This window comes from Protofrankia sp. Cas8, from assembly GCF_963555845.1.
In the GTDB taxonomy this organism is placed as follows: Bacteria; Actinomycetota; Actinomycetes; order Frankiales; family Frankiaceae; genus Protofrankia.
In genome coordinates, this window is record NZ_CAUVXI010000057.1 from 1 (window position 1) to 20,427 (window position 20,427).

15 protein-coding genes are annotated in these 20,427 nt (G+C 68.7%); 6 read left to right on the forward strand and 9 right to left on the reverse strand.

Features of this window, described 5'->3' with window-relative positions:
- The 3 genes from U9977_RS10970 to sodN all read right to left on the reverse strand — a co-directional run.
- On the reverse strand, positions 1-555 hold a 555-nt coding region (locus U9977_RS10970), incomplete at its 3' end, for a sigma-70 family RNA polymerase sigma factor (protein WP_322749119.1).
- A 62-nt stretch (positions 556-617) separates the two neighbouring features.
- Entirely contained in the window at positions 618-1,244 is a 627-nt protein-coding gene (locus U9977_RS10975; RefSeq protein WP_322754126.1) for an anti-sigma factor, read from the reverse strand.
- Positions 1,245-1,658: 414 nt separating this feature from the next.
- Positions 1,659-2,054, reverse strand: coding sequence for a superoxide dismutase, Ni (gene sodN, locus U9977_RS10980; RefSeq protein WP_322749120.1), 396 nt, complete (start codon positions 2,052-2,054; stop codon positions 1,659-1,661).
- A 166-nt stretch (positions 2,055-2,220) separates the two neighbouring features.
- Here sodN and U9977_RS10985 point away from each other — a divergent pair, with 166 nt between their 5' ends.
- Positions 2,221-2,544 carry a S24/S26 family peptidase gene (locus tag U9977_RS10985; protein ID WP_322749121.1) on the forward strand — a complete coding sequence of 108 codons (324 nt, stop codon included), beginning with the start codon at positions 2,221-2,223 and terminating at the stop codon, positions 2,542-2,544.
- On the opposite strand, the gene rfbC is transcribed toward U9977_RS10985, so the two are convergent.
- Positions 2,505-3,122 (reverse strand): dTDP-4-dehydrorhamnose 3,5-epimerase, encoded by a 618-nt coding sequence (gene rfbC, locus U9977_RS10990; RefSeq protein ID WP_322749122.1) that lies wholly within the window; start codon positions 3,120-3,122, stop codon positions 2,505-2,507. The two genes, U9977_RS10985 and rfbC, sit on opposite strands and share 40 nt — an antisense overlap.
- Before the next feature lie 437 nt (positions 3,123-3,559).
- Here rfbC and U9977_RS10995 point away from each other — a divergent pair, with 437 nt between their 5' ends.
- Both U9977_RS10995 and U9977_RS11000 read left to right on the forward strand, forming a co-directional pair.
- On the forward strand, positions 3,560-4,768 hold the full coding sequence (locus tag U9977_RS10995) for an NADP-dependent malic enzyme (protein WP_322749135.1): 1,209 nt from the start codon (positions 3,560-3,562) through the stop codon (positions 4,766-4,768).
- Positions 4,769-5,377: 609 nt separating this feature from the next.
- Positions 5,378-6,352, forward strand: a complete 975-nt coding sequence (locus U9977_RS11000) for a zinc-binding dehydrogenase (RefSeq protein WP_322749136.1) — start codon at positions 5,378-5,380, stop codon at positions 6,350-6,352.
- Positions 6,353-6,423: 71 nt separating this feature from the next.
- Here U9977_RS11000 and U9977_RS11005 read toward each other — a convergent pair whose 3' ends face one another.
- Positions 6,424-6,600 (reverse strand): DUF6104 family protein, encoded by a 177-nt coding sequence (locus U9977_RS11005; protein WP_322749123.1) that lies wholly within the window; start codon positions 6,598-6,600, stop codon positions 6,424-6,426.
- 103 nt (positions 6,601-6,703) lie between these two features.
- Positions 6,704-10,408, reverse strand: a complete 3,705-nt coding sequence (locus U9977_RS11010; RefSeq protein WP_322749124.1) for a multifunctional oxoglutarate decarboxylase/oxoglutarate dehydrogenase thiamine pyrophosphate-binding subunit/dihydrolipoyllysine-residue succinyltransferase subunit — start codon at positions 10,406-10,408, stop codon at positions 6,704-6,706.
- Positions 10,409-10,650: 242 nt separating this feature from the next.
- On the opposite strand from U9977_RS11010, the gene U9977_RS11015 reads away from it, so the two are divergent.
- The 3 genes from U9977_RS11015 (at position 10,651) to U9977_RS11025 (ending at position 16,658) form a co-directional block, all read left to right on the forward strand.
- Positions 10,651-12,789 carry a hydantoinase/oxoprolinase family protein gene (locus U9977_RS11015; RefSeq protein WP_416210552.1) on the forward strand — a complete coding sequence of 713 codons (2,139 nt, stop codon included), beginning with the start codon at positions 10,651-10,653 and terminating at the stop codon, positions 12,787-12,789.
- Between the two features lie 108 nt (positions 12,790-12,897).
- Positions 12,898-14,322: an acetamidase/formamidase family protein gene (locus U9977_RS11020; protein ID WP_322749126.1), complete on the forward strand. Its 1,425-nt coding sequence runs from the start codon at positions 12,898-12,900 to the stop codon at positions 14,320-14,322.
- 56 nt (positions 14,323-14,378) lie between these two features.
- Positions 14,379-16,658: a RecQ family ATP-dependent DNA helicase gene (locus U9977_RS11025; RefSeq protein WP_322749127.1), complete on the forward strand. Its 2,280-nt coding sequence runs from the start codon at positions 14,379-14,381 to the stop codon at positions 16,656-16,658.
- Positions 16,659-16,780: 122 nt separating this feature from the next.
- Here the strand turns inward: U9977_RS11025 and U9977_RS11030 are convergent, their stop codons facing one another.
- The 3 genes from U9977_RS11030 to sdhA form a co-directional block, all read right to left on the reverse strand.
- Complete coding sequence (locus tag U9977_RS11030) at positions 16,781-17,698, reverse strand: LppX_LprAFG lipoprotein (protein ID WP_322749128.1); 918 nt, start codon at positions 17,696-17,698, stop codon at positions 16,781-16,783.
- A gap of 42 nt (positions 17,699-17,740) precedes the next feature.
- Entirely contained in the window at positions 17,741-18,505 is a 765-nt protein-coding gene (locus U9977_RS11035) for a succinate dehydrogenase iron-sulfur subunit (RefSeq protein WP_322749129.1), read from the reverse strand.
- A gap of 166 nt (positions 18,506-18,671) precedes the next feature.
- Complete coding sequence (gene sdhA / locus U9977_RS11040) at positions 18,672-20,426, reverse strand: succinate dehydrogenase flavoprotein subunit (protein WP_322749137.1); 1,755 nt, start codon at positions 20,424-20,426, stop codon at positions 18,672-18,674.
- Position 20,427 lies beyond the last annotated feature (1 nt).

The following is a 20,427-nucleotide window of genomic DNA, read 5'->3' on the forward strand; positions in this document are numbered from 1 at the left end:
CTTGAGTTCCTGCAGCCGTCGCGGAACCCGGATCGCCCAGCCCTTGTCCCGGAAGTGCCGCTTGATCTCGCCGACGATGGTAGGCGTCGCATAGGTGGAGAACTCCACCCCGCGCTCGGGATCGAAGCGGTCAACAGACTTGATCAGTCCGATCGTCGCGACCTGGGTCAGGTCGTCGAGCGGCTCGCCGCGGTTACGGAAGCGACGGGCCAGGTATTCCACCAGCGGCAGGTGCATCCGGACGAGCTGGTCGCGGATCTCGGCCCGTTCGGGGGTGCGGTCGGGCATCGCGACCAGCTGGGCGAACAGTTCGCGGGCGCGCGCCCGGTCGTTGGTCTCGCCTGGATGGCCCGAACCGTAGCGTGGATCGTTGTCTGGTCTGGCCTGCGCCGTGACCGCCGCACTGGGCGCGGCGGACGCTGGCGGCGGGATGTCGCCTCCACCTGGCCCGCCTGGCCCGCCTGCGGGCGACTCGTGCTCGGCGGCATCATCGGGGGTTGCTGCGGCGGGGGCCGATGCGTTCTGGGCGATGAGGCCGTGGGTGTCGTCAAGCAAAGGCCGCGAGCGTTGCGTGGCCGGGGTCACGGCGTCCTGCAACGGTCGCGTGCGCCCTGCGGTCACGGCGCGCCCACCGGTCCGTTGCTCGGCGCGCCCGCGTTCCCGGTCCATGGTGTCGTGGTAGCCCGAGTCTCGGCGGTCGTGGGGCCGGGCACTCGGTTCTCGGGCACTCGGTTCTCGGGCACTCGGTCTTCGGGCACACCGCGCCGCTTTCGCAGCCTGATGGTGACCCGGGGATCGGCGGTCACCGAGCTGGAGACCTCATCGGCGAGGGCGGTCAGCACCGTCCAGGCGAACGTGTCGGTGGACGGGGGTTCGCCGTCCAGGCTGAGCACCGTCACGGCGACCTGGATGACTCCGGGGGCGAGCTCGAAGGTGCATTCCAGGTTCGACCCGGGCACAGCCGACAGCAGGAGCAGAGCACATGCCTCGTCCACGGCGATCCGCAGGTCCTCGATGTCGTCGAGGGTGAAGTCGGCACGGGCCGCTAGCGAGGCCGTTGCGGTCCGAAGCACCGACAGGTAGGCGCTTGCCGCGGGAAGCGTGAGCTGCACAATGTCCCGCAGCCCGCCACCAGGCACTCCGGAGCTGGGAACTGTGCTGGTGGAGGCCCCGGTACCGGGGACCCCGCCACCCGGGACACCGCCCTGACCGTTCGCGGTTCCGGTCTTCGGCGTCGTGTCCACCGCGGTACCCCCTTGTCGCTCAGGGCCTCCGGCGGCGTGAAAAATCATGATCGCGCCGCCCTCGGCCGTTCGTGTCGCTGTGGGCCTCCGGCGGCGCGAAAACCCATGATCGCCCCGTCCTCGGCCGCCGGCGTCCGTTCCCAGCTCGTGCCACGTGAAGACCACCGTACCCAGCGCTGCGGTGTCATCGCAGGTCGGGTGATCAATTCTGGCGATTGTGAAGGTGATTCCGACTACGTCCCATCGCCCTGGATATGGAGATGGTCCTACCGAGACGAAAAAACTGATCTTTCTGGAAAAATAAGGGTATTCGTCCCGCTTCCCGTGTCCCGCGATGTGGCAAGTCAGCCGGGCCGGGCAGAGCGGAGCCGTTCCTGACGGATCGGTGGAGCCGATCCGTCAGGAACGCTGTTTCTATGCGGCCTTGGTCTCCCAGAAGATCGTGGAGATCCGGTCAATGAGCTCAAGCAACTGCTGCCCGTCGGCCGGGTCGACCGAACCCTTGGCGCCGGCCGCTCCCGCCGCCTTGGTGGCCTGCCAGAACAGATCATGCAGGTCGGGGTACTTCTCGACGTGGTTGGGCTTGAAGTAGTCGGTCCACAGCACCCACAGGTGGTGCTTGACCAGCTCGGCGCGCTCCTCCTTGATGGCCAGGGCGCGGGCGCGGAAGGCCGGGTCCTCGTTCGCCTGGTACTTCTCCTGGATTGCCTTCACCGACTGCGCTTCGATCCTCGCCTGAGCCGGGTCGTAGACCCCGCAGGGCAGGTCGCAGTGGGCGCTGACCGTTGTCTTTGGACGCAGGAGGCTCATGCCGCCGTCCTTTCTCGTCATGCTGGACGTATCTCGTCCGCTGGACCGATGAGGAACATCAGGTGGGTGCAAAGTGCAAGGTGCAAGGTGGCCGTCAGGCGCGGCGGGCCGGAGCGATCCTGGACGGCATCTGGGCTCTGTCCCCACCCTCTGGCAACCTACCCGGGTGAGCCGAGGTGTTGCGGTACGGGCGGTCTGGGTCAGTGGGGAGTCCATGCTGCCGACCCTGCGCGACGGTGATGCGTGTGTGGTGCTGTGGGGCGTGGCCCCACAGGTGGGAGATGTGGTCGTGGCGCGGCTGCCCGGGCGCGGGCTCGGGGTGAAGCGTGCGGCCTTCGTCGAACCCGACGGGTCGTGGTGGCTGCGATCCGACAACGTCATGTTCGGCACGGACAGCGCGACCTTCGGCTCTGTGCCGTCGCAGGACGTCCTGGGCAGGGTCGTCGCCCGCTATTGGCCGCGGCCCTGCTGGCTGCGCAGGGCTGCATAGAAGGCGAGGCAGTCGGAGTAGGAGGGGAGCAGGCCCGCGGCTTCGGCGTCCCTCAGCGACGGGGCAGCAGCGTCTTTCTCGGACAACAGCGGCGGCACCTCCGGTGGCCACGGCAATGCCAGTTCAGGGTCAAGCGGGTCGATGCCGTGCTCGTGTGAGGGGTTGTAGGGCGTCGAACAGAGGTAGGAGATCGCCGCGTTGTCGGTGAGTGCCATGAAGGCGTGACCGAGCCCCTCGGCGAGGTAGAGGCCCCGCCGGTCAACGTCGTCGAGCACGACCGCCTGATGCGTGCCGTAGGTCGGCGAGCCGATTCGGATGTCGACCACGCAGTCGAGGACCTGGCCGTGCACACAGGTGACATATTTGGCCTGGCTGGGCGGGATATCGGCGTAGTGGACGCCGCGCAGCGTCCCGCGCCGACTCACGCTGTGGTTCGCCTGGGCGAGATCGAGTGGGTGACCGATCACCTTGGTAACGGTCTCGGAGCGGAACCACTCCAGGAACGTGCCTCGGTCATCGGTGTGCTGGCGGGGGGTGAACACCCAGGCGCCGGCTATCGCAAGTTCATGAACCTCCACGAACGCGCACCGTACCGGGTAATGATGCCCTTTGGGTGGCCAACTTGTCCGCGGCCGTCAGCGGGCACCCTGAACAGCCCGTGCTGTCGGCTTGCCGACCATGGCGGCCGGCTGTTGTCGATCATTGCGGCGCCGCCGGTCCGGTTCGGCCAGCGCGGCTCCATTGGGGTTGCTGTGCTGATCCATCGGCGTTTCGACGCGCCGCCTGTTCGTCGGCGCGCACCTTGTGCGTCCGGGCACATGGGCGTGCTTCAGTCGGAGTCCAGAGGCGTTCGCGGGCGGGCCGACGGGTCCGCGTGTCATATTGGGCAGCATCCCCGGGCAACCCCCGGCTTCGCCGTCCAGGCCTCCCACCCGTCGAGGCATCTCGTCCGAGGGAGTATGTGATGACTGCCACAACCGACCATTCCGTTGGTCATGCCGGGCCAGATCCGTCCATGCGGGTGCCGGCCGCGCCGGCCGCGCTCACGGACGTGCCCGGATCGGTCGGCCGCGACACCGACCCCGTCTTTGTCCTGCACAAGGGCGGGAAGATCGGCCTAGCTGTGACCGTTGCGTTGAACGACCGTGAGGACCTGTCGCTCGCCTACACTCCCGGCGTCGCGCGGGTCTGCATGGCCATAGCGGCCGAGCCCGCGCTTGCCGACGACTTCACGTGGAGGTCCAACGCGGTCGCCGTGGTGACCGACGGCACGGCGGTGCTGGGGCTCGGCGACATCGGCCCGGCCGCGGCGCTACCGGTCATGGAGGGCAAGGCCGCGCTGTTCAAACACTTTGCCGGCGTGGACGCGGTGCCGATCTGCCTCGACTGCACCGAGGTTGAGGAGATCGTGGAGACCGTCGTCCGGTTGGCGCCCGGTTTCGGCGGCATCAACCTGGAGGACATCTCCGCGCCGCGGTGCTTTGCCATCGAGCAGCTGTTGCAGAGCCGGCTGGACATCCCGGTGTTCCACGACGACCAGCACGGGACGGCCATCGTGACGCTGGCCGCCCTTGAGAACGCCGCTCGCCTGACCGGCCGGCGTCTGGGCGACCTGCGTGTGGTCGTGTCCGGCGCGGGTGCCGCGGGTGTGGCCGTGACCCGCATCCTACTGGCGGCCGGTATCGGGGACATTGCGGTCGGTGATAGTCGTGGCATGCTGCACACCGGGCGTTCCGACCTCACTCCGATCAAGGCGATGGTCGCGGCCGAGACCAACCGGGCCGGCCTGTCGGGTTCGATCAACGATGCGCTCGCCGGAGCCGACGTCTTCATCGGTCTGTCTTCGGGCAAGGTGCCCGAGGATGCGGTGGCGTCGATGGCGCCGGAGTCGATCGTCTTCGCCATGGCGAATCCCGATCCCGAAGTCGACCCGGAGGTTGCGCACCGCTACGCCCGGGTCGTGGCGACCGGTCGAAGCGATTACCCGAACCAGATCAACAACGTGTTGGCCTTCCCGGGCGTGTTCCGTGGGGCAATGGATGTTCGCGCGAGCCGGATCACCGAGCCGATGAAGTTGGCGGCGGCCAACGCTCTCGCCTCGGTGATCGCGGATGAGTTGACCGAGCGGCACATCATCCCGAGTGTGTTCGACGACCGGGTGGCGCCGGCGGTTGCCGCCGCCGTGGCGCAGCAGGCCCGCGTCGACGGTGTCGCCCGTCGGTAACCCGACGGTGTCACCCGTCGGTAACCCGAAGGTGTCGCCCGTCGGTAACGGCGGCTCCCTGCGGGGGATGCCGACCCCGGGGAACCTGGGCACACTGCCCAGGTTCCCCGGGCCCAGGCCGGCATCCCAGCTCAGGCGGGCGTCCCGGGTTCAGACACGTCTGCAGCCGGCGCACGGGCGGTTCTCGGAGGCGTCCACCAAGGGCCGGAGCGTCCCGCATCCTTTGTAGCTACAGGAGACGAAGTCCGTCGCCGAGACGATGACGATCGTGTCGTTGCCGGCGTGTGCAGATGGTGCAGGGTCGGCTACCAGAACGGGCGTGCGCTGTCTGCGGCGGAACCATCGGGACGAGCCCATACTGGTCGCCGGTACCTGTTTGTGTGACACCACATCGAAGAGTGGAGCACAGTTTGGACGGCCACGCGATGGGCGCCGCGCTGCTCGTGAGCTTACCCACCCGTTTATTGTGATCATATCGATTGTCTGTCGGGTGGGTTTTGGGCTGGTGTCGCTGTGCCGATCGGTGGCAGTCGCCTTCGCATCCGCGGGCGCATCCGCTGGCGCATCCACTGGGCCGCATTGCATCCGCAGCGGCTCTACTGTGTACCGATGCTCGCTGTTTCCGCCGTCTCGCAGAGCCCTGACGATCCGCTGTCTGGTCTGGCTGTCACGCAGCGGCCAGAACCCTCCGTCCCCGACGGCTGGACGACGGTGGCCGTCCGGGCGGCAGCGCTCAACCATCATGATCTTTTCAGCCTGCGCGGGGTTGGGCTACCGGCGGACCGGCTGCCGATGATCCTGGGGTGTGATGCGGCCGGCGTGAGCGCGGACGGCGAGGATGTCATCGTCCACGCGGTCGTCGGTGACCCGGCCGCGGGTGGCGGCGACGAGACGCTTGACCCGCGACGTTCGCTGCTCTCGGAGCTGCATCAGGGAACCCTTGCCGAGGTGGTGACCGTACCGCGGCGCAACCTCGTGCCCAAGCCCGCGTCGCTGTCCTTCGAGGAGGCCGCCTGCCTGCCGACGGCCTGGCTGACCGCCTACCGGATGGTCGTCAACCGGGCCGGACTGCCGCCCGCCGGTGGTGGCACCGTGCTGGTGCAGGGTGCGGGTGGTGGTGTGTCCACCGCCGCGATCATGATCGCGAAGGCTGCCGGCCATACCGTTTTCGTCACCTCGCGAGAGGCATCCAAACGTGAGCGGGCCATCAAGATCGGTGCGGACGGGGCGTTCGAATCCGGGGCACGGCTACCGGTCAAGGTGGATGCGGTCATCGAGACTGTTGGCGCGGCGACCTGGGTGCACTCGGTGCGGGCGCTGCGTCCAGGCGGCCGGATCGTGTGCGCCGGCGCGACGAGTGGCGCGAACCCGCCGGCCGAGTTGAACCGGATCTTCTTCCTGCAACTGTCGGTGATCGGTTCGACCATGGGCACCCGCGACGAGCTGGCCGACCTCGCGACCCTGGCCGATCGCGTCGGCCTACGGCCGCTCATCGCCGATGTCCGGCCGTTGGCGGATGCGCGCGCGTCGTTCGCGCAGTTGGCCGGCGGCGAGGTCTTCGGCAAACTCGTCCTCACCGTCTGATGCTCACCGTCCGAGGCCGATCTGAGGTGGCCGTCAGCCGCCGATTCCGGTCGGTCTCAGCCCTGCCCGTCTCAGCCGTCCGGGTCGTCGAGCCGGGCCAGGTAGGTGGCCAGTTCCTCGACTGCATCCTCGTACTGAGGATGCAGATCGACGAACGCGCGCAACTCGTCGGCGAGCCAGTCGAGCGTCACGGTCTCCCCACCGCGACGCGTCGACAGCTCCTCGATACCCCTGTCGGTGAAGTACACCGTCCGCTCCGCTTCCCGGCCCCTCTTTCAGGCGCTCTCAGAGGGCCAAAGGGCATGTGATGATCGTCAGATCGCGCGCCCGGAGGCCGCAGTCTCCGGAGCGCTATGCGGTGAACGCCGCCTCGACCAGCGCCTTCTGCTCCTTCTCGTGCACCGAGGAGGACCCGGACGCGGGCGCGGCCGACGCCTTGCGTGACACCCGACGCAACCGTAGCCCCGCTGGCAGGGCGTCGGGCAGGTGGATGGCCATGTGCGGGTAGGCACCCTGGTTGGCCGGCTCCTCCTGGACCCAGACCACGTCGGCCAGGTTCGGGTAGCTTTTCAGGACGTCACCGAGCTCCGTGACCGGCGTCGGGTAGAGCTGTTCGATCCGGACGAGCGCGGTGTCGAGGACTTTCTTGCCGGTCTGCTCGGCCAGGAGGTCGTAGTAGACCTTCCCGCCTGACAGCAGTACCTTCCGGACGCCAGCCCGGTCGCTGATCCCGGCATCGTCGATCACCGGCCGCCATGACCCGGACGTCAGCTCCTCGACCGTCGAGGTCGCGGCCTTCAGCCGCAGCATCGACTTGGGGGTGAACACCACCATCGGACGCCGCACCGGCGAGAGCGCCTGACGACGCAGCAGATGGAAGTAACTGGCCGGGCTCGACGGGGCGGAGACCACCATGTTGTTCTCGGCGCACAGCGACAGGAACCGCTCGATCCGGGCGGAGGAGTGGTCCGGGCCCTGACCCTCATAGCCGTGCGGGAGCAGGAGGCCGACCGAGTTGCGCTGGCCCCACTTGGCTTCACCCGCCGCGATGAACTCATCGATGATCGACTGCGCCCCGTTCGCGAAGTCGCCGAACTGTGCCTCCCACAGCACGAGCGCTTCTGGGCGGGCCACCGAGTAGCCGTACTCGAAACCCATCGCCGCGAACTCGCTCAGCAGCGAGTCGTGGACGTAGAAGGTGCCGGCGCCGTCCTCGGCCTCCAGCGACTTCAGCGGGGAGTAGTCCTCACCGGTGTGCCGGTCGACCAGAACGGCGTGCCGCTGGCCGAAGGTGCCGCGCCGGCTGTCCTGCCCGGCAAGGCGGATGGGCCGACCGTCGAGCAGGATTGAACCGAACGCGATGGTCTCCGCGCACGCCCAGTCGATCGTTCCGTTCGCGATCATCTGGGCTCGGCGTTCGAGCTGCGGGCGCAGCCGGGGGTGGACGGTGAATCCGGCCGGCAGGGCGGTCTGCGTGTCGATGATCATCTTGATGGTGTCCAGGGACACGGCGGTGGACACGGCGGCGGCCGCTGCGGCCTCCGCCGGTGTCGTCACCAGCCGGGGTCCGCGAGCCGGGCGCTGGGTGGTGTCACGGGTCTCCGCGAACGCCTTCTCCAGCTGCGCCGAGTAGTTCTTCATGGCCTGCTCGGCCTCGGCCAGCGTGATGTCACCACGGCCGATCAGCGCTTCGGTGTAGAGCTTGCGGACCGACCGCTTCGTGGCGATCGTGTCGTACATCAGCGGCTGGGTGAACGACGGCTCGTCCATCTCGTTGTGCCCGCGCCGCCGGTAGCACACCATGTCGATGACGACGTCCTTGTGGAACGCCTGCCGGTACTCGAAGGCCAACCGGGCCACCCGGACACACGCCTCGGGGTCGTCCCCGTTCACGTGGAAGATCGGGGCCTGCACCATCCGGGCGACGTCGGTCGCATACACCGACGAGCGGCTGGCGATCGGCGAGGTCGTGAACCCGACCTGGTTGTTGATGACGACGTGCACAGTCCCGCCGGTGCGGTAACCGCGCAGCTGCGAAAGGTTCAACGTTTCGGCGACCACACCCTGGCCGGCGAAGGCTGCATCCCCGTGGACGAGCACGGGCAGGACGGTGAACCCCTCGGGACCCTTGTTGAGCATGTCCTGCTTGGCCCGGGTGACACCTTCGAGCACCGGGTCGACCGCCTCCAGGTGGGACGGGTTGGACACGAGCGAAATCCGCACCTGACGGCCGTCCGGGCTGGTGTAGAGGCCCTCCGCGCCGAGGTGGTACTTCACATCGCCCGAACCGTGTGCGGTCTGCGGGTCGACGTAGCCCTCGAACTCGGCGAAGATCTGCCGATAGGACTTGCCGACGATGTTCGCCAGCACGTTCAGGCGGCCGCGGTGGGCCATCCCGAAGGTGACCTCGTCCATTTCCGCCTCGGCGGCCCGCTGGAGTACCTCGTCGAGCAACGGGATCGCCGATTCGGAGCCTTCGAGGGAGAACCGCCGCTGCCCCACGTACTTGGTCTGCAGGAACGACTCGAACGCCTCGGCCGCACCGAGCCGCTCAAGGACGTGCAGCTGCTCGGCCGGGTCTGGCCGCTCAGCGGCCCGCTCGACCCGCTGCTGGATCCAGCCCCGTTCGTCGGGCTCCTGGATGTGCATGTACTCGATGCCGACCCGACGACAGTAGGAGTCCCGCAGGACACCGAGAATATCGCGTAGCGTCATCCTACGGTGGCTGGCGAAGCCGTCGACGGGGAACTCGCGGTCGAGGTCCCACAGGGTCAGGCCGTGGCTGATGATGTCGAGGTCGGGATGGCTGCGGATGGCGAACTCGAGGGGGTTCGTGTCGGCCATGAGGTGTCCGCGCACCCGGTAGGCGTGGATCAGTTCGAGGACCCGGGTGCCGTGGTCGAGGTCACCTTCGTGGGACGAGGTGATGTCGGTGACCCACCGCACCGGCTCGTACGGGATGCGCAGCGAGCGGAAGATTCCCTCGTAGAAGTCATCCTCGCCGAGCAACAGCTGGTGCATGCGGCGCAGGTACTCGCCGGACTGCGCACCCTGGATGATCCGGTGGTCGTAGGTGCTGGTCAGCGTGATGATCTTTGAGACCGCCAGCTTCGCCAGCGTCTCGGTGGAGGCGCCCTGGAATTCGGCCGGGTATTCCATGGCACCGACACCGATGATCGTCCCCTGGCCCTGCATGAGGCGCGGAACCGAATGCACGGTGCCGATGCCCCCGGGGTTGGTCAGAGTGATCGTCACATCGGCGAAGTCGTCGGCGGTGAGCTTGTTCGTCCGGGCCCGCCGTACAAGATCTTCGTAGGTGAGCCAGAACTGGCTGAAGTCCATGGCCTGGGCCTGCTTGACCGCGGCCACTACCAGCTGCCGGGACGACCCCTTGACCAGGTCGATGGCGAGACCGAGGTTGACGTACTCCGGTGCGACCAGCGTCGGCTTGCCGCCGATCTCGCCATACGAGTAGTTCATGGCCGGCGCCGTCTCAAGGGCCTTGACCATCGCATACCCGATCAGATGGGTGAACGAGACCTTGCCGCCACGGGAACGGGCCAGGTGCCGGTTGATGACGATCCGGTTATCCGCGATCAGCTTGGCCGGGACCGCGCGTACGGAGGTCGCAGTCGGGACATGCAGGGACGTCTCCATGTTGGCGACGACCCGGGCGGCGGCACCACGCAGTGGCGAGGTCGGGACGCCGTTGGTCGGGGTTGGTGCGACGTACCCGGATGTCGGCGCCGATGTCCGGGCCGGTGCAGGCGCAGGCGCAGGAGCAGGCGCGCTGGGCGCCGCGGCACTCGGTGCGCCGGTGGGCGCCGCGTCCACCTGGCTCGGCTGCGGCACCGAACCGGCTGTGACAACAGGGGGGACGGGCCTGGTCGTACTCGGCTGCCCGTTCACCTCGCCCGGTTGATAGTCGGAGAGGAACTCGCGCCACTCCGGCGAAACACTCTCAGGGTCCGCGAGATACTGCTGGTAGATCTCGAATACCAGCCACTCGTTGGGGCCGAAGTCGGGTCCGGACTCGGGTACCGTCGGTGCTGTCACGGGGGCGTTCCCCTCTATCTACCCTTTGTTATGGCCCGCTGTGCGGGCCCTTCCGTTGCTGTGTGCTCAGGCTACCCGTCGGCTTCATCTGATCTGTCCGAACGCTGTGACCCGTGAGACAGGCCACGGGCATGGGAAGTGTGCCAGTATCTGACAGGGACCGTCCCGATCCGGGCATTCGCGACGTGCGTGCGGCGGAGGCAGCCGCGAGCGCCAGTCCTGTGATCCAGTCGCGTCCTGTGATGTGTTCCGGGACGGGATCTGGGACATGCGAGGATCCATGCGTGGCGGTGTGGCTCGGGGTCGACGTGGGTGGCACCTTCACCGACCTGGTCGCGGTTGACGACAACGGGCAGCTGGTTTTCGCAAAGGTGCCGTCGGTGCCCGCCGACCCGTCGGTCGGCGTCTTGGCCGCCGTCCGTGGTGCCGGTTTCGCTACCGGCTCCGGGAGCGCAGGGCCCGGGCACCCCGGGCACGGGGCTTTCGAGCCCGCAACGGTCGAGCGCTTCGCCCACGGCACCACGGTTGCCACCAACGCGTTGCTGGAGCGGAGGGGGGCGCGTACCGCTCTGGTGACCACCCGCGGGTTCGCCGACATCATCGAGATCGGTCGGCAGAACCGGCCGGCGCTTTACGACCTCACCCGCGATCGCCCGCCGGCACTGGTGCCGCGCGAACTCCGCTACACCGTCGTGGAGCGCACCGGGCCGGCCGGTGTGATCATTGCGCTGGATGAGGACAGTCCGCGGGAGGTCGCCGCGGCACTCGCGACTGTTGACGATCTTCAGGCCGTGGCCGTGTGCCTGCTGTTCTCCTTCGTCCATCCCGAGCACGAACGCCAGGTCGCCGACGTGCTGCGCAGCAGCCTGCCCGGGGTCACCGTGGTGGCCTCACACGAGGTGCTGCCGCAGTTCCGGGAGTACGAGCGGTTCGCCACCACCGTCGCCGACGCCTACCTGACGCCGACGCTGTCGGCTTACCTGCGGGCGCTCGCCCGCCGGTGCGTGGCCGCGGGGCTGCCGGTGCCCCTGGTCATGCAGTCCTCCGGCGGGGTGGTGGATCTCGGGACCGCAGCCGCTCACGCCGCGGCATGCGTGCTGTCGGGGCCGGCCGGCGGAGTGGTCGGTGCCGCCTACGTCGCGGGGCTGTCGGGCGTGGCCGATCTGCTCACCTTCGACATGGGCGGAACATCCACCGATGTCGCGCCGGTGCTGGGGGGACGGGTGCAGATCACCGCCGAGTCGATGCTGGCCGGCATACCGATCACGTTGCCCACAGTGGACGTGCACTCGGTGAGCGCCGGCGGCGGGTCGGTGGCATGGGTGGACTCCGGCGGGGCGCTGCGGGTCGGGCCCCGCTCGGCCGGCGCCGACCCCGGCCCGGCATGCTACGGCCGCGGGGGGACCGAGCCGACGGTGACCGACGCGGACCTGGTACTCGGCGCTCTGGCCGACGGCGCGAGCCTCGGTGGCGAGGTCAGCCTGTCGCGCGCGTCCGCCCACAAGGCGTTGGCAGCCCTCGGTATGGAATTGAGGACGAGCGCATCGGGGACGAGCGGGGGAGACCTGGCCGCGGTGGCCGCGGCGGCCGGTGTGGTCGCCGTTGCCGACGCGGAGATGGTCCGGGCGCTGCGGGTGGTCTCGGTGGAACGTGGGCTTGACCCGCGGGACCTGACCCTGGTGGCCTTCGGCGGCGCGGGTGGGATGCATGCGTGCGCGCTGGCCGAGGAGCTGGGGATGCACCGGGTGCTGGTGCCGTTGGCCGCCGGCGTGCTCTCCGCGCTGGGCCTTGCCCTCGGCGACGTCCGCCGGGACCACCTGCGCGCCGTGCGTGGCCTGCTCGCCGATGTCGACCTGGCCGCGGCCTTCGCCGAGCTGGCCAGGACCGCAGCCGGAGATGCCCCGCCCGCGGACGTATCCGTGTTCATGGTCGAACTACTGGTCGACTGCCGGTATACCGGCCAGTCGCACGAGCTGACGATCGTGGCCGCGTCCGGGCGCGGGCTGCCGGGAGCCGGTGATGGTGTTTCCGTCAGCCGGGTGCGGGCGGCCTTCGAAGCCGAGCACATGCGCAGGTACGGGCATGTGGCCCCCGGCCGGGATGTCGAGGTGGTGGCCGTGCGGATGGTCATGACAGTGCCGGGTCGGCGCCCCCGGCTGGCCGCCCCGGCCGCCGATCCCGCGGCGGTGCGCGGCCGGCGCTCTGTGTACCTGGATGGTTCCTGGCAGGACGTGGTTGTCGTGCCCCGCGCGGGGTTGGGGCCGGGCGACGGCGTCGCAGGGCCGGCGATCGTCGAGTTCGCCGAGGCGACCTGCCTGGTGCGTGCCGGCTGGACCGCCGAGGTGGACGCGGTCGGCTCCCTGCTGCTCACCCGTGTCTGACGTATGACCGTGGTGGACGAGGTCGGTCGAGCGGGAATGAGTGGGACTGCAACACGACAGAAACAGATGTGTCATGTTTCACTGCGAATCTGACGCCCGTGCCGCGTCATGACCAGTTCGCAGGTCGGGGCTCCTTGCCGGGGAGCCGTCCTGGCCCGGTGTCCGAGACGGCTGGCGGCCTTGACCGGATTTGTCGTCCCGGGCGCCGCCGGCGGCCCCGGATGCCTCGGTGGTAGCGCGGTAGTGGCGCTGCAGCCCGGCAAGGGAAAAGTGGACGGAAAGCACTACCTGCCGTCCACCCCGGAAACGGTCCGGTGGGGGCGCCTGCCTACTGCCGAGACCCGGCCCGTGCTGAGCGTGGAGTCGGGCGCCACGGTGACGGTCGACACGGTCAGCCAGGAGGGGATCCTCGACGACCAGGGGCGTGACCCGGACGCCTTCTTCGCCGGCTTCGGTGTCGCGACTTCCGAGGTTCTCGACGACGCCCGCATGATCGCTTCTTCTGGTATCCCGCACCGGTTCGGCGTGGACGGTCCACACGTGGTGACCGGCCCGGTGTTCGTCCACGGTGCTGAGCGCGGTGACGTGCTGCGGGTGGATGTGGTTTCGCTGCATCCTCGAGCCAGGTATGGCGTTGTGTCGACCCGGCACGGCGCGGGGTTGCTCGCCGGGGAGTTCCCCGAAGGCGACCCTCCCGGTCCCGACGCGAATGCCCGTAACTGGACGGCTTTCCGGACGACGACCAGCTTCTGTACCGTCGAACGGCGCCGGGGCAGACTTTTCGGGGCGCTGGGTGGAACCGGGAACCGGAAGGTGCGTTTTCCGCTGTCGCCGTTCATGGGCATCATGTCGGTGGCGATCGACGGTGCCGGTCCGGTTCGTTCGACCTCGGTCGGAACACATGGCGGAGCTCTCGACTGCGGGGACCTGAGTGTCGGTGCCCGGTTGTTTCTTCCGGTGGGGGTCCCCGGCGCACTGTTTGCCGTTGGTGACCCGCATTATTCGTCGGGTGAAGGAAAGATCGCCATGGTTGCGCTTGAAGGGCCGCTGCGCGCGACCTTCCGGCTGACCGTGGTAAAGGAATCCGTCGCTCGGTCCGCTCTCGGAGCGCTGCGCGAACCTTTCGTCGAGACCGACACCCATTGGATTTCGATGGGGGCACACGCCGATCTCGCGGATGCCGTGCGCCGGGCAACGCGCTCGGCTCTGCTCTTTCTGTCCACCCGACTCGGCATGGACCGGGCCGACGCGTTCGCGTACCTGTCCGCGGCGGCTGCCTTCGGTATCGGCCGCGCGGCCGGCGATTCCCGGACGGCGTACTGCCGGATTCGCCGGGCGGACTTCGGGGAGCCGGCTATCGCCAAGCCTCGGCTGGTACGCCCCGCATTCGGACGAGTCATCCCTACTCCTGGCACGGATGAGACCCGGGACGGACCGGATCCGGCGGCAGAAGGCGGACCGGATCCAGCCGGCGCTGATGGGCCGCGCAGCGTCGTGCCGGATGCGGCGGGCGGTGGCGAGGATGCGGGTTGACCCGGGGCGACCCGGCGGCTGGCGGGTTTGTCGGTGGCGTGCGGTACGAAGGTTGTATGCCAGTGGAACAGCGCCCACCAGCCGATCCCGGTCAGACCGATCCCGGTCAGACAGACCCCGGTCAGACCGCTGACGCCGACGGTGACCTGCGGGCACGGGCCGAGGCGCTGCTGCACACGCTCGCCGGTCCGACCGCGCGCCTGCGGGAGGACCAGTGGCAGGCAATCCGTGCGCTGGTCGCCGAGCGCCGCCGGGTCCTGCTGGTCCAGCGGACCGGCTGGGGCAAGTCCGCCGTGTACTTCATCGCAACAGCCCTGCTGCGATCGGTCGGTGCCGGCCCGACCGTGATCGTCTCGCCGCTGCTCGCGCTCATCCGGAACCAGGTGGCCGCGGCGGCGCGGGCCGGCATTCGGGCCGGCGAGATCCATTCGGGCAACGTGACGGAGTGGGACGCGGTCTACGCGCAGCTGCGCGCCGGCGAACTCGACGTGCTCCTGGTTGGTCCCGAACGGTTGAACAACCCGACCTTCCGTGACGCCTACCTGCCCGAACTCGCGGCCACGACCGGCCTGGTCGTCGTGGACGAGGCGCACTGCATCTCCGACTGGGGGCACGACTTCCGGCCGGACTACCGCCGGTTGCGCACGCTTCTGGCAGGGCTGCGCCCGGATGTGCCGGTTCTCGCGACGACGGCGACCGCCAACGCGAGGGTCACCGACGATGTCGCTGAACAGCTGACAGGCCTCCGGCCGCGCGATCATGATTCTCTTCGCGCGGCCGGAGGCTCCGACGGGCACCTGGGGATGGATGGGCACCTGGGGATGGATCCGGGCCGGCGCGGCGAGACGCTCGTCCTGCGCGGGACGCTCGACCGGGAGAGCCTGCGCCTGGCGGTGGTGGCGTTGCCAGGCGCCGAGCAGCGGTTCGGTTGGCTGGCCGACCAGCTGCCGGGCCTGCCCGGCTCCGGGATCATCTACACGCTGACCAAGCCCGCGGCCGAGGAGCTCACCGCGTTCCTCACCACTGCCGGTTTCGCCGTCGCGACCTACCACGGTGGCACCGAACCCGCCGAGCGGATCGCGGCCGAGGAGGACCTGCTGGCCAACCGGGTGAAGGCCCTGGTCGCGACCAGCGCGCTGGGCATGGGTTTCGACAAACCCGATCTGGGGTTCGTCGTCCACGTCGGAGCGCCGCCGTCTCCGATCGCCTACTACCAGCAGATCGGTCGGGCCGGCCGCGCGGTTGAGCGGGCCGAGGTCGTATTGCTACCGGCCCAGGAGGACAGCGACATCTGGGCGTATTTCGCGGACGCCTCCTTCCCCGCGCAGAGCGTGGTCGAGGGGGTGCTGAGCACACTCGCGGGGGCGACATCCTCGATGTCCACCCAGGCGTTGCTGGCACGCGTGGACGTCGGGCATGGGCGGCTCGAGGCCATGCTGAAGGTGCTCGACGTCGACGGTGCGGTCCGGCGGGTCCGCGGTGGCTGGGAGGCCACCGGGGCACCCTGGGCCTACGACACCGAACGTTTCGCCAGGGTCGGCGCCAGCCGTGCGCGCGAGCAGCAGGCGATGCTCGACTACATCGCCACCACCGGCTGCCGGCTGGAGTTTCTTCGTCGTGAGCTGGACGATCCCACCGCGGCACCGTGCGGACGCTGCGACACCTGCACCGGCCGCCGGTGGCCCGGCGTGGTCTCCGAAGCCGCCCGGGTGAGTGCGAAGGAGCAGCTGGACCGCCCGGGCACCGCGGTCGAACCACGCCGGATGTGGCCGACGGGCATGCGCACGCTGGGCATCGGCGTCGCCGGCCGGATACCGGAGGCGGCCGGTGCGCAGCCGGGACGGGCGCTCGCCCGCCTGGGCGGTGTCGGCTGGGGCAACCGGCTGCGCCCGCTCGTGGCGCAGGGCGCGCCGGATGCACCGGTGAGCGACGATCTGGTGGCCGCGGCGGTGCGGGTGCTGGCTGGCTGGGGGTGGCGGCAACGCCCGGCCGCGGTGGTCACGGTTGCCTCCCGCAGTCGCCCACAGCTTGTCGCGAGTCTGGGGGAGCAGATTGCCGCAATCGGGCGGTTGCCCCTGCTCGGCCAGGTCGAGCGGGTTGTCGATGACCGCTCTGCGTATCGGATGAACAACAGTGCGCACCGATTGGCCAGTCTCTGGGAGGCGTTCGCGGTGCCTGAGGATCTCGGGGTGGCCGTGGGGAAGCTGCCCGGCCCGGTTCTCCTGGTGGACGACCTGATCGTCACCGGCTGGACCATGACCGTCGTCGCCAGGGCACTGCGCCACGCCGGGGCCGTGGGAGTACTGCCGTTCGCGCTCGCCGTCGAGACCGGCTAGCGGGCCAAAGGGCGCGCGACGATCGTCAGATCGCGCGCCCGGAGGCCGCAGTCTGCGGAGCACTGACGGGCATCCGGTACGGGACCCCGCCGCTCGGGCGTTTGCCGGTCGGGCAGCTCAGCTCAGCCTGGGGCGATCTCGTTGGGTGGTGGAGCGGTGATGTTCAGGGGGAGTCCGAAGTCCGAGTAGGTCACCGTACGGATGATCTCTGTGTGCGGGGCTGGGCCGTCGGACGGTGCGCTGGTGACGGTGATGCGGAGCTGGCGGATGAGCCCGTCCGCGTCGATCCAGGCCTCGGTCGGCTGGAGCACCGTCCCGAGAATGCCCTTGTAGTAGTCGACGGTGGCCGCGCTGATGTTTCCGCGCTGGGACGCTGTCTCCAGATTTACCGGCAGCTTGTAGTGGATCGTCTGGACACCGTCGATGGATTCCTCGCCCACGGTGGTCACCGGAGTCGCGGCACCGCTGAGAAAGCCGAGTCGCAGCGCCGCGTCGTCGCCGACCCCGGGCTGCACGGCGGGCGGTGAGCTGGCCGACGGCGGTGAGCTGGCCGACGGCTGCGAGGTGGCGGAACCCCCGGTTCCGCCACCCGGGACGACCCGGGTCCACCGGCTCGAGCTCGGCGCGCCGCCGGCCGCGACGCTGCGCTGGTAGAAGTCAGGGCCGATGATCCGCACCTCGCTACGGCCGCCGCCCTCGACGTCGCGCACGGTCTGGCTCGTGCTGTGGGCGAAGTCGACCGTGCCCGTGCCGGTGGTGGAGATTGTCTGCTTGCGGCCGGACACGGAAACGAGCGTCGCCCCGTAGGTGAAGTGAATTCTCGCCGTCTTCCGCGCGATTGTCGTAGTGTAGGCGGATTCCAGCGGAGTGGGTACCGCGCTGGTCCGTGTCGCGCTCGGAATGCTGGTCGAAGCGATCACAGTCGGCGGGGGTTCGGCGGAGTGGGACGAACATGCCGCCGCGCTCAGTAGCAGGCTCGCCGCCAGCGCAACGATGGTGGCGGTGGTCACCTGCGCGTTGCGCCCAACGATTCGAGCCATTCGCCGTCCCCCCGATCGTGCGCACCGGCCGACGCAGCCGGATCAGAAGCGTCGGAAGATGAGCGCGCGCTTGACCTCCTGAATTGCCTTGGTCACCTGAATTCCACGAGGGCATGCGTTCGAGCAGTTGAAGGTCGTCCGGCAGCGCCAGACTCCTTCCCGCTCGTTGAGGATTTCCAGCCGTTCGTCGGCACCTGCGTCCCGGCTGTCGAAGATGAAACGGTGCGCGGCCACCATCGCGGCCGGACCGAAGTATTCCCCGTCATTCCAGAACACCGGACACGAAGTCGTGCAGGCCGCGCACATGATGCACTTCGTGGTGTCGTCGAAGCGCTCCCGGTCCGCCGCGGACTGCAACCGCTCGCGGGTCGGCTCGTGGCCCTCGGGTATGAGATACGGCTTGACCGCCCGAAACGCGTCGAAGAACGGTTCCATGTCGACGATGAGGTCCTTCTCGACCGGAAGTCCCTTGATCGGTTCGATCGAGATCTCCGCGCCGAGGTCCTTGACCAGCACCTTGCAGGCGAGGCGGTTCGCACCGTTGATCCGCATGGCGTCGGAACCGCACACACCGTGGGCACAGGAACGCCGGAACGACAGCGATCCGTCGAGGTTCCACTTGACGTAGTGCAGGGCGTCCAGCAGCCGGTCGCTGGGGTCGAAGGGAACGGTGTAGCTCTTCCACTGCGGCTCGGCACTCACCTCCGGGTTGAAGCGCCGGATTTTCAGCGTGACAGTCCGCCCGGCCGTTGTGGTCGGCCCCGGATCGGCCGGTGCGGTGGTTGATAGATCGTCGGTGACAGTCACGCCGGACCTTTCTCACATCAGACCCACAGTGCAGGCCAGCACATCATAGGCCGCGCTCTGGATGACCCGAACATCAAAGCCCTGCCCCGGCCTGGCAGGCCAGCGGGATCCGATCTCTGTTTCAGTACGTGCCCTGTCAGTACGTGTCCTGTCAGTACGTGCCCTGTCAGTACTTGCGTTCCATCGGTTCGTAACGGGTCATGGCGACGGGCTTGTAGTCCAGCCGGATCTCGGCCTCCGGCGAGCCGGCGGCGAGCGGCCCGGAGCGGTAGGCCATCGTGTGACGCAGGAAGTTGACGTCGTCCCGGTTCGGATAGTCCTCCCGCGAGTGCCCGCCGCGCGATTCGTTGCGGGCCAGTGCGCTCACGACCAGGCACTCGGCGAGGTCGAGCAGGAAGCCCAGCTCGACCGCCTCCAACAGCTCGGTGTTGTAGCGCCGGCCCCGGTCGGTGACGCCGACCTGCTGGTAGCGGGCCTTCAGCCCGGCAATGTCGGTGACCGCCTGCTTGAGCGTCGCCTCGGTCCGGTACACCGACGCGTTGACGTCCATCGTCTCCTGCAGCTCGCTGCGGATGGCCGCCACGTTCTGCGTACCCGCGCCGTCGCGAAGCCTGGTCAGGAGCCCGTCGACAAAGACCGCCGGGTCCTCGGGAAGCTCGGCGTGACTGTGCGTCGCGGTTGCGTGCTCGGCGGCGGCGATGCCCGCTCGGCGGCCGAAGACGTTGATATCCAGCAGCGAGTTCGTCCCGAGCCGGTTCGCACCGTGCACGGACACGCATGCGACCTCACCGGCTGCATACAGGCCCTCGACGATGTCGGTGTTGTTCGCCAGCACCTCGGCGTCGATGGTCGTCGGGACACCGCCCATGGCGTAGTGGGCGGTCGGCTGGATCGGAATCGGGTCGGTGTAGGGCTCGATGCCCAGGTAGGTGCGGGCGAACTCGGTGATGTCCGGGAGCTTGGCGTCGAGCTGCTCGGGTGGCAGGTGGGTCAGGTCGAGATAGACATGGTCACCGTTCACGCCGCAGCCGCGGCCGGCGCGGATCTCGGTGTAGATGGCCCGGGCCACCATGTCGCGGGGTGCGAGGTCCTTGATGGTCGGCGCGTAGCGCTCCATGAAGCGCTCGCCGTCCTTGTTTCGCAGGATGCCGCCTTCACCGCGAGCACCCTCCGTGAGCAGAATGCCCATCTTCCAGATGCCCGTCGGGTGGAACTGGTAGAACTCCATGTCCTCCAGCGGCAGCCCGCGCCGGAAGATGATGCCCATCCCGTCGCCGGTCAGGGTGTGCGCGTTCGAGGTGACCTTGAACACCTTGCCGAACCCACCGCTGGCGAACACCACCGACTTCGCTCGGAAGATGTGTATCTCGCCGCTGGCCAGCTCGTAGGCGACCACCCCGGCCACGACGCCCTCGGTGAGCAGCAGGTCCAGCACGTAGAACTCGTTGAAGAATTCGATGTTGTTCTTGACGCACTGCTGGTAGAGCGTCTGCAGGATCATGTGACCGGTACGGTCGGCTGCATAGCACGAGCGTCGGACGGGCGCCTTGCCGTGGTCACGGGTGTGGCCACCGAAGCGACGCTGGTCGATCCGGCCTTCGGGCGTGCGGTTGAAGGGCAGGCCCATCTTCTCCAGGTCGAGGACCGCGTCGATGGCCTCTTTGCACATGATCTCGGCGGCGTCCTGGTCGACCAGGTAGTCACCGCCCTTGATCGTGTCGAAGGTGTGCCACTCCCAGTTGTCCTCCTCGACGTTGGCCAGAGCTGCGCACATGCCGCCCTGGGCCGCGCCGGTGTGGGAGCGCGTGGGATACAGCTTGGTCAGCACCGCGGTGCGACAACGCTTGCCGGCTTCGAGCGCCGCGCGCATCCCCGCGCCGCCGGCGCCCACGATGACCGTGTCGTACTTGTGAACCTGCACC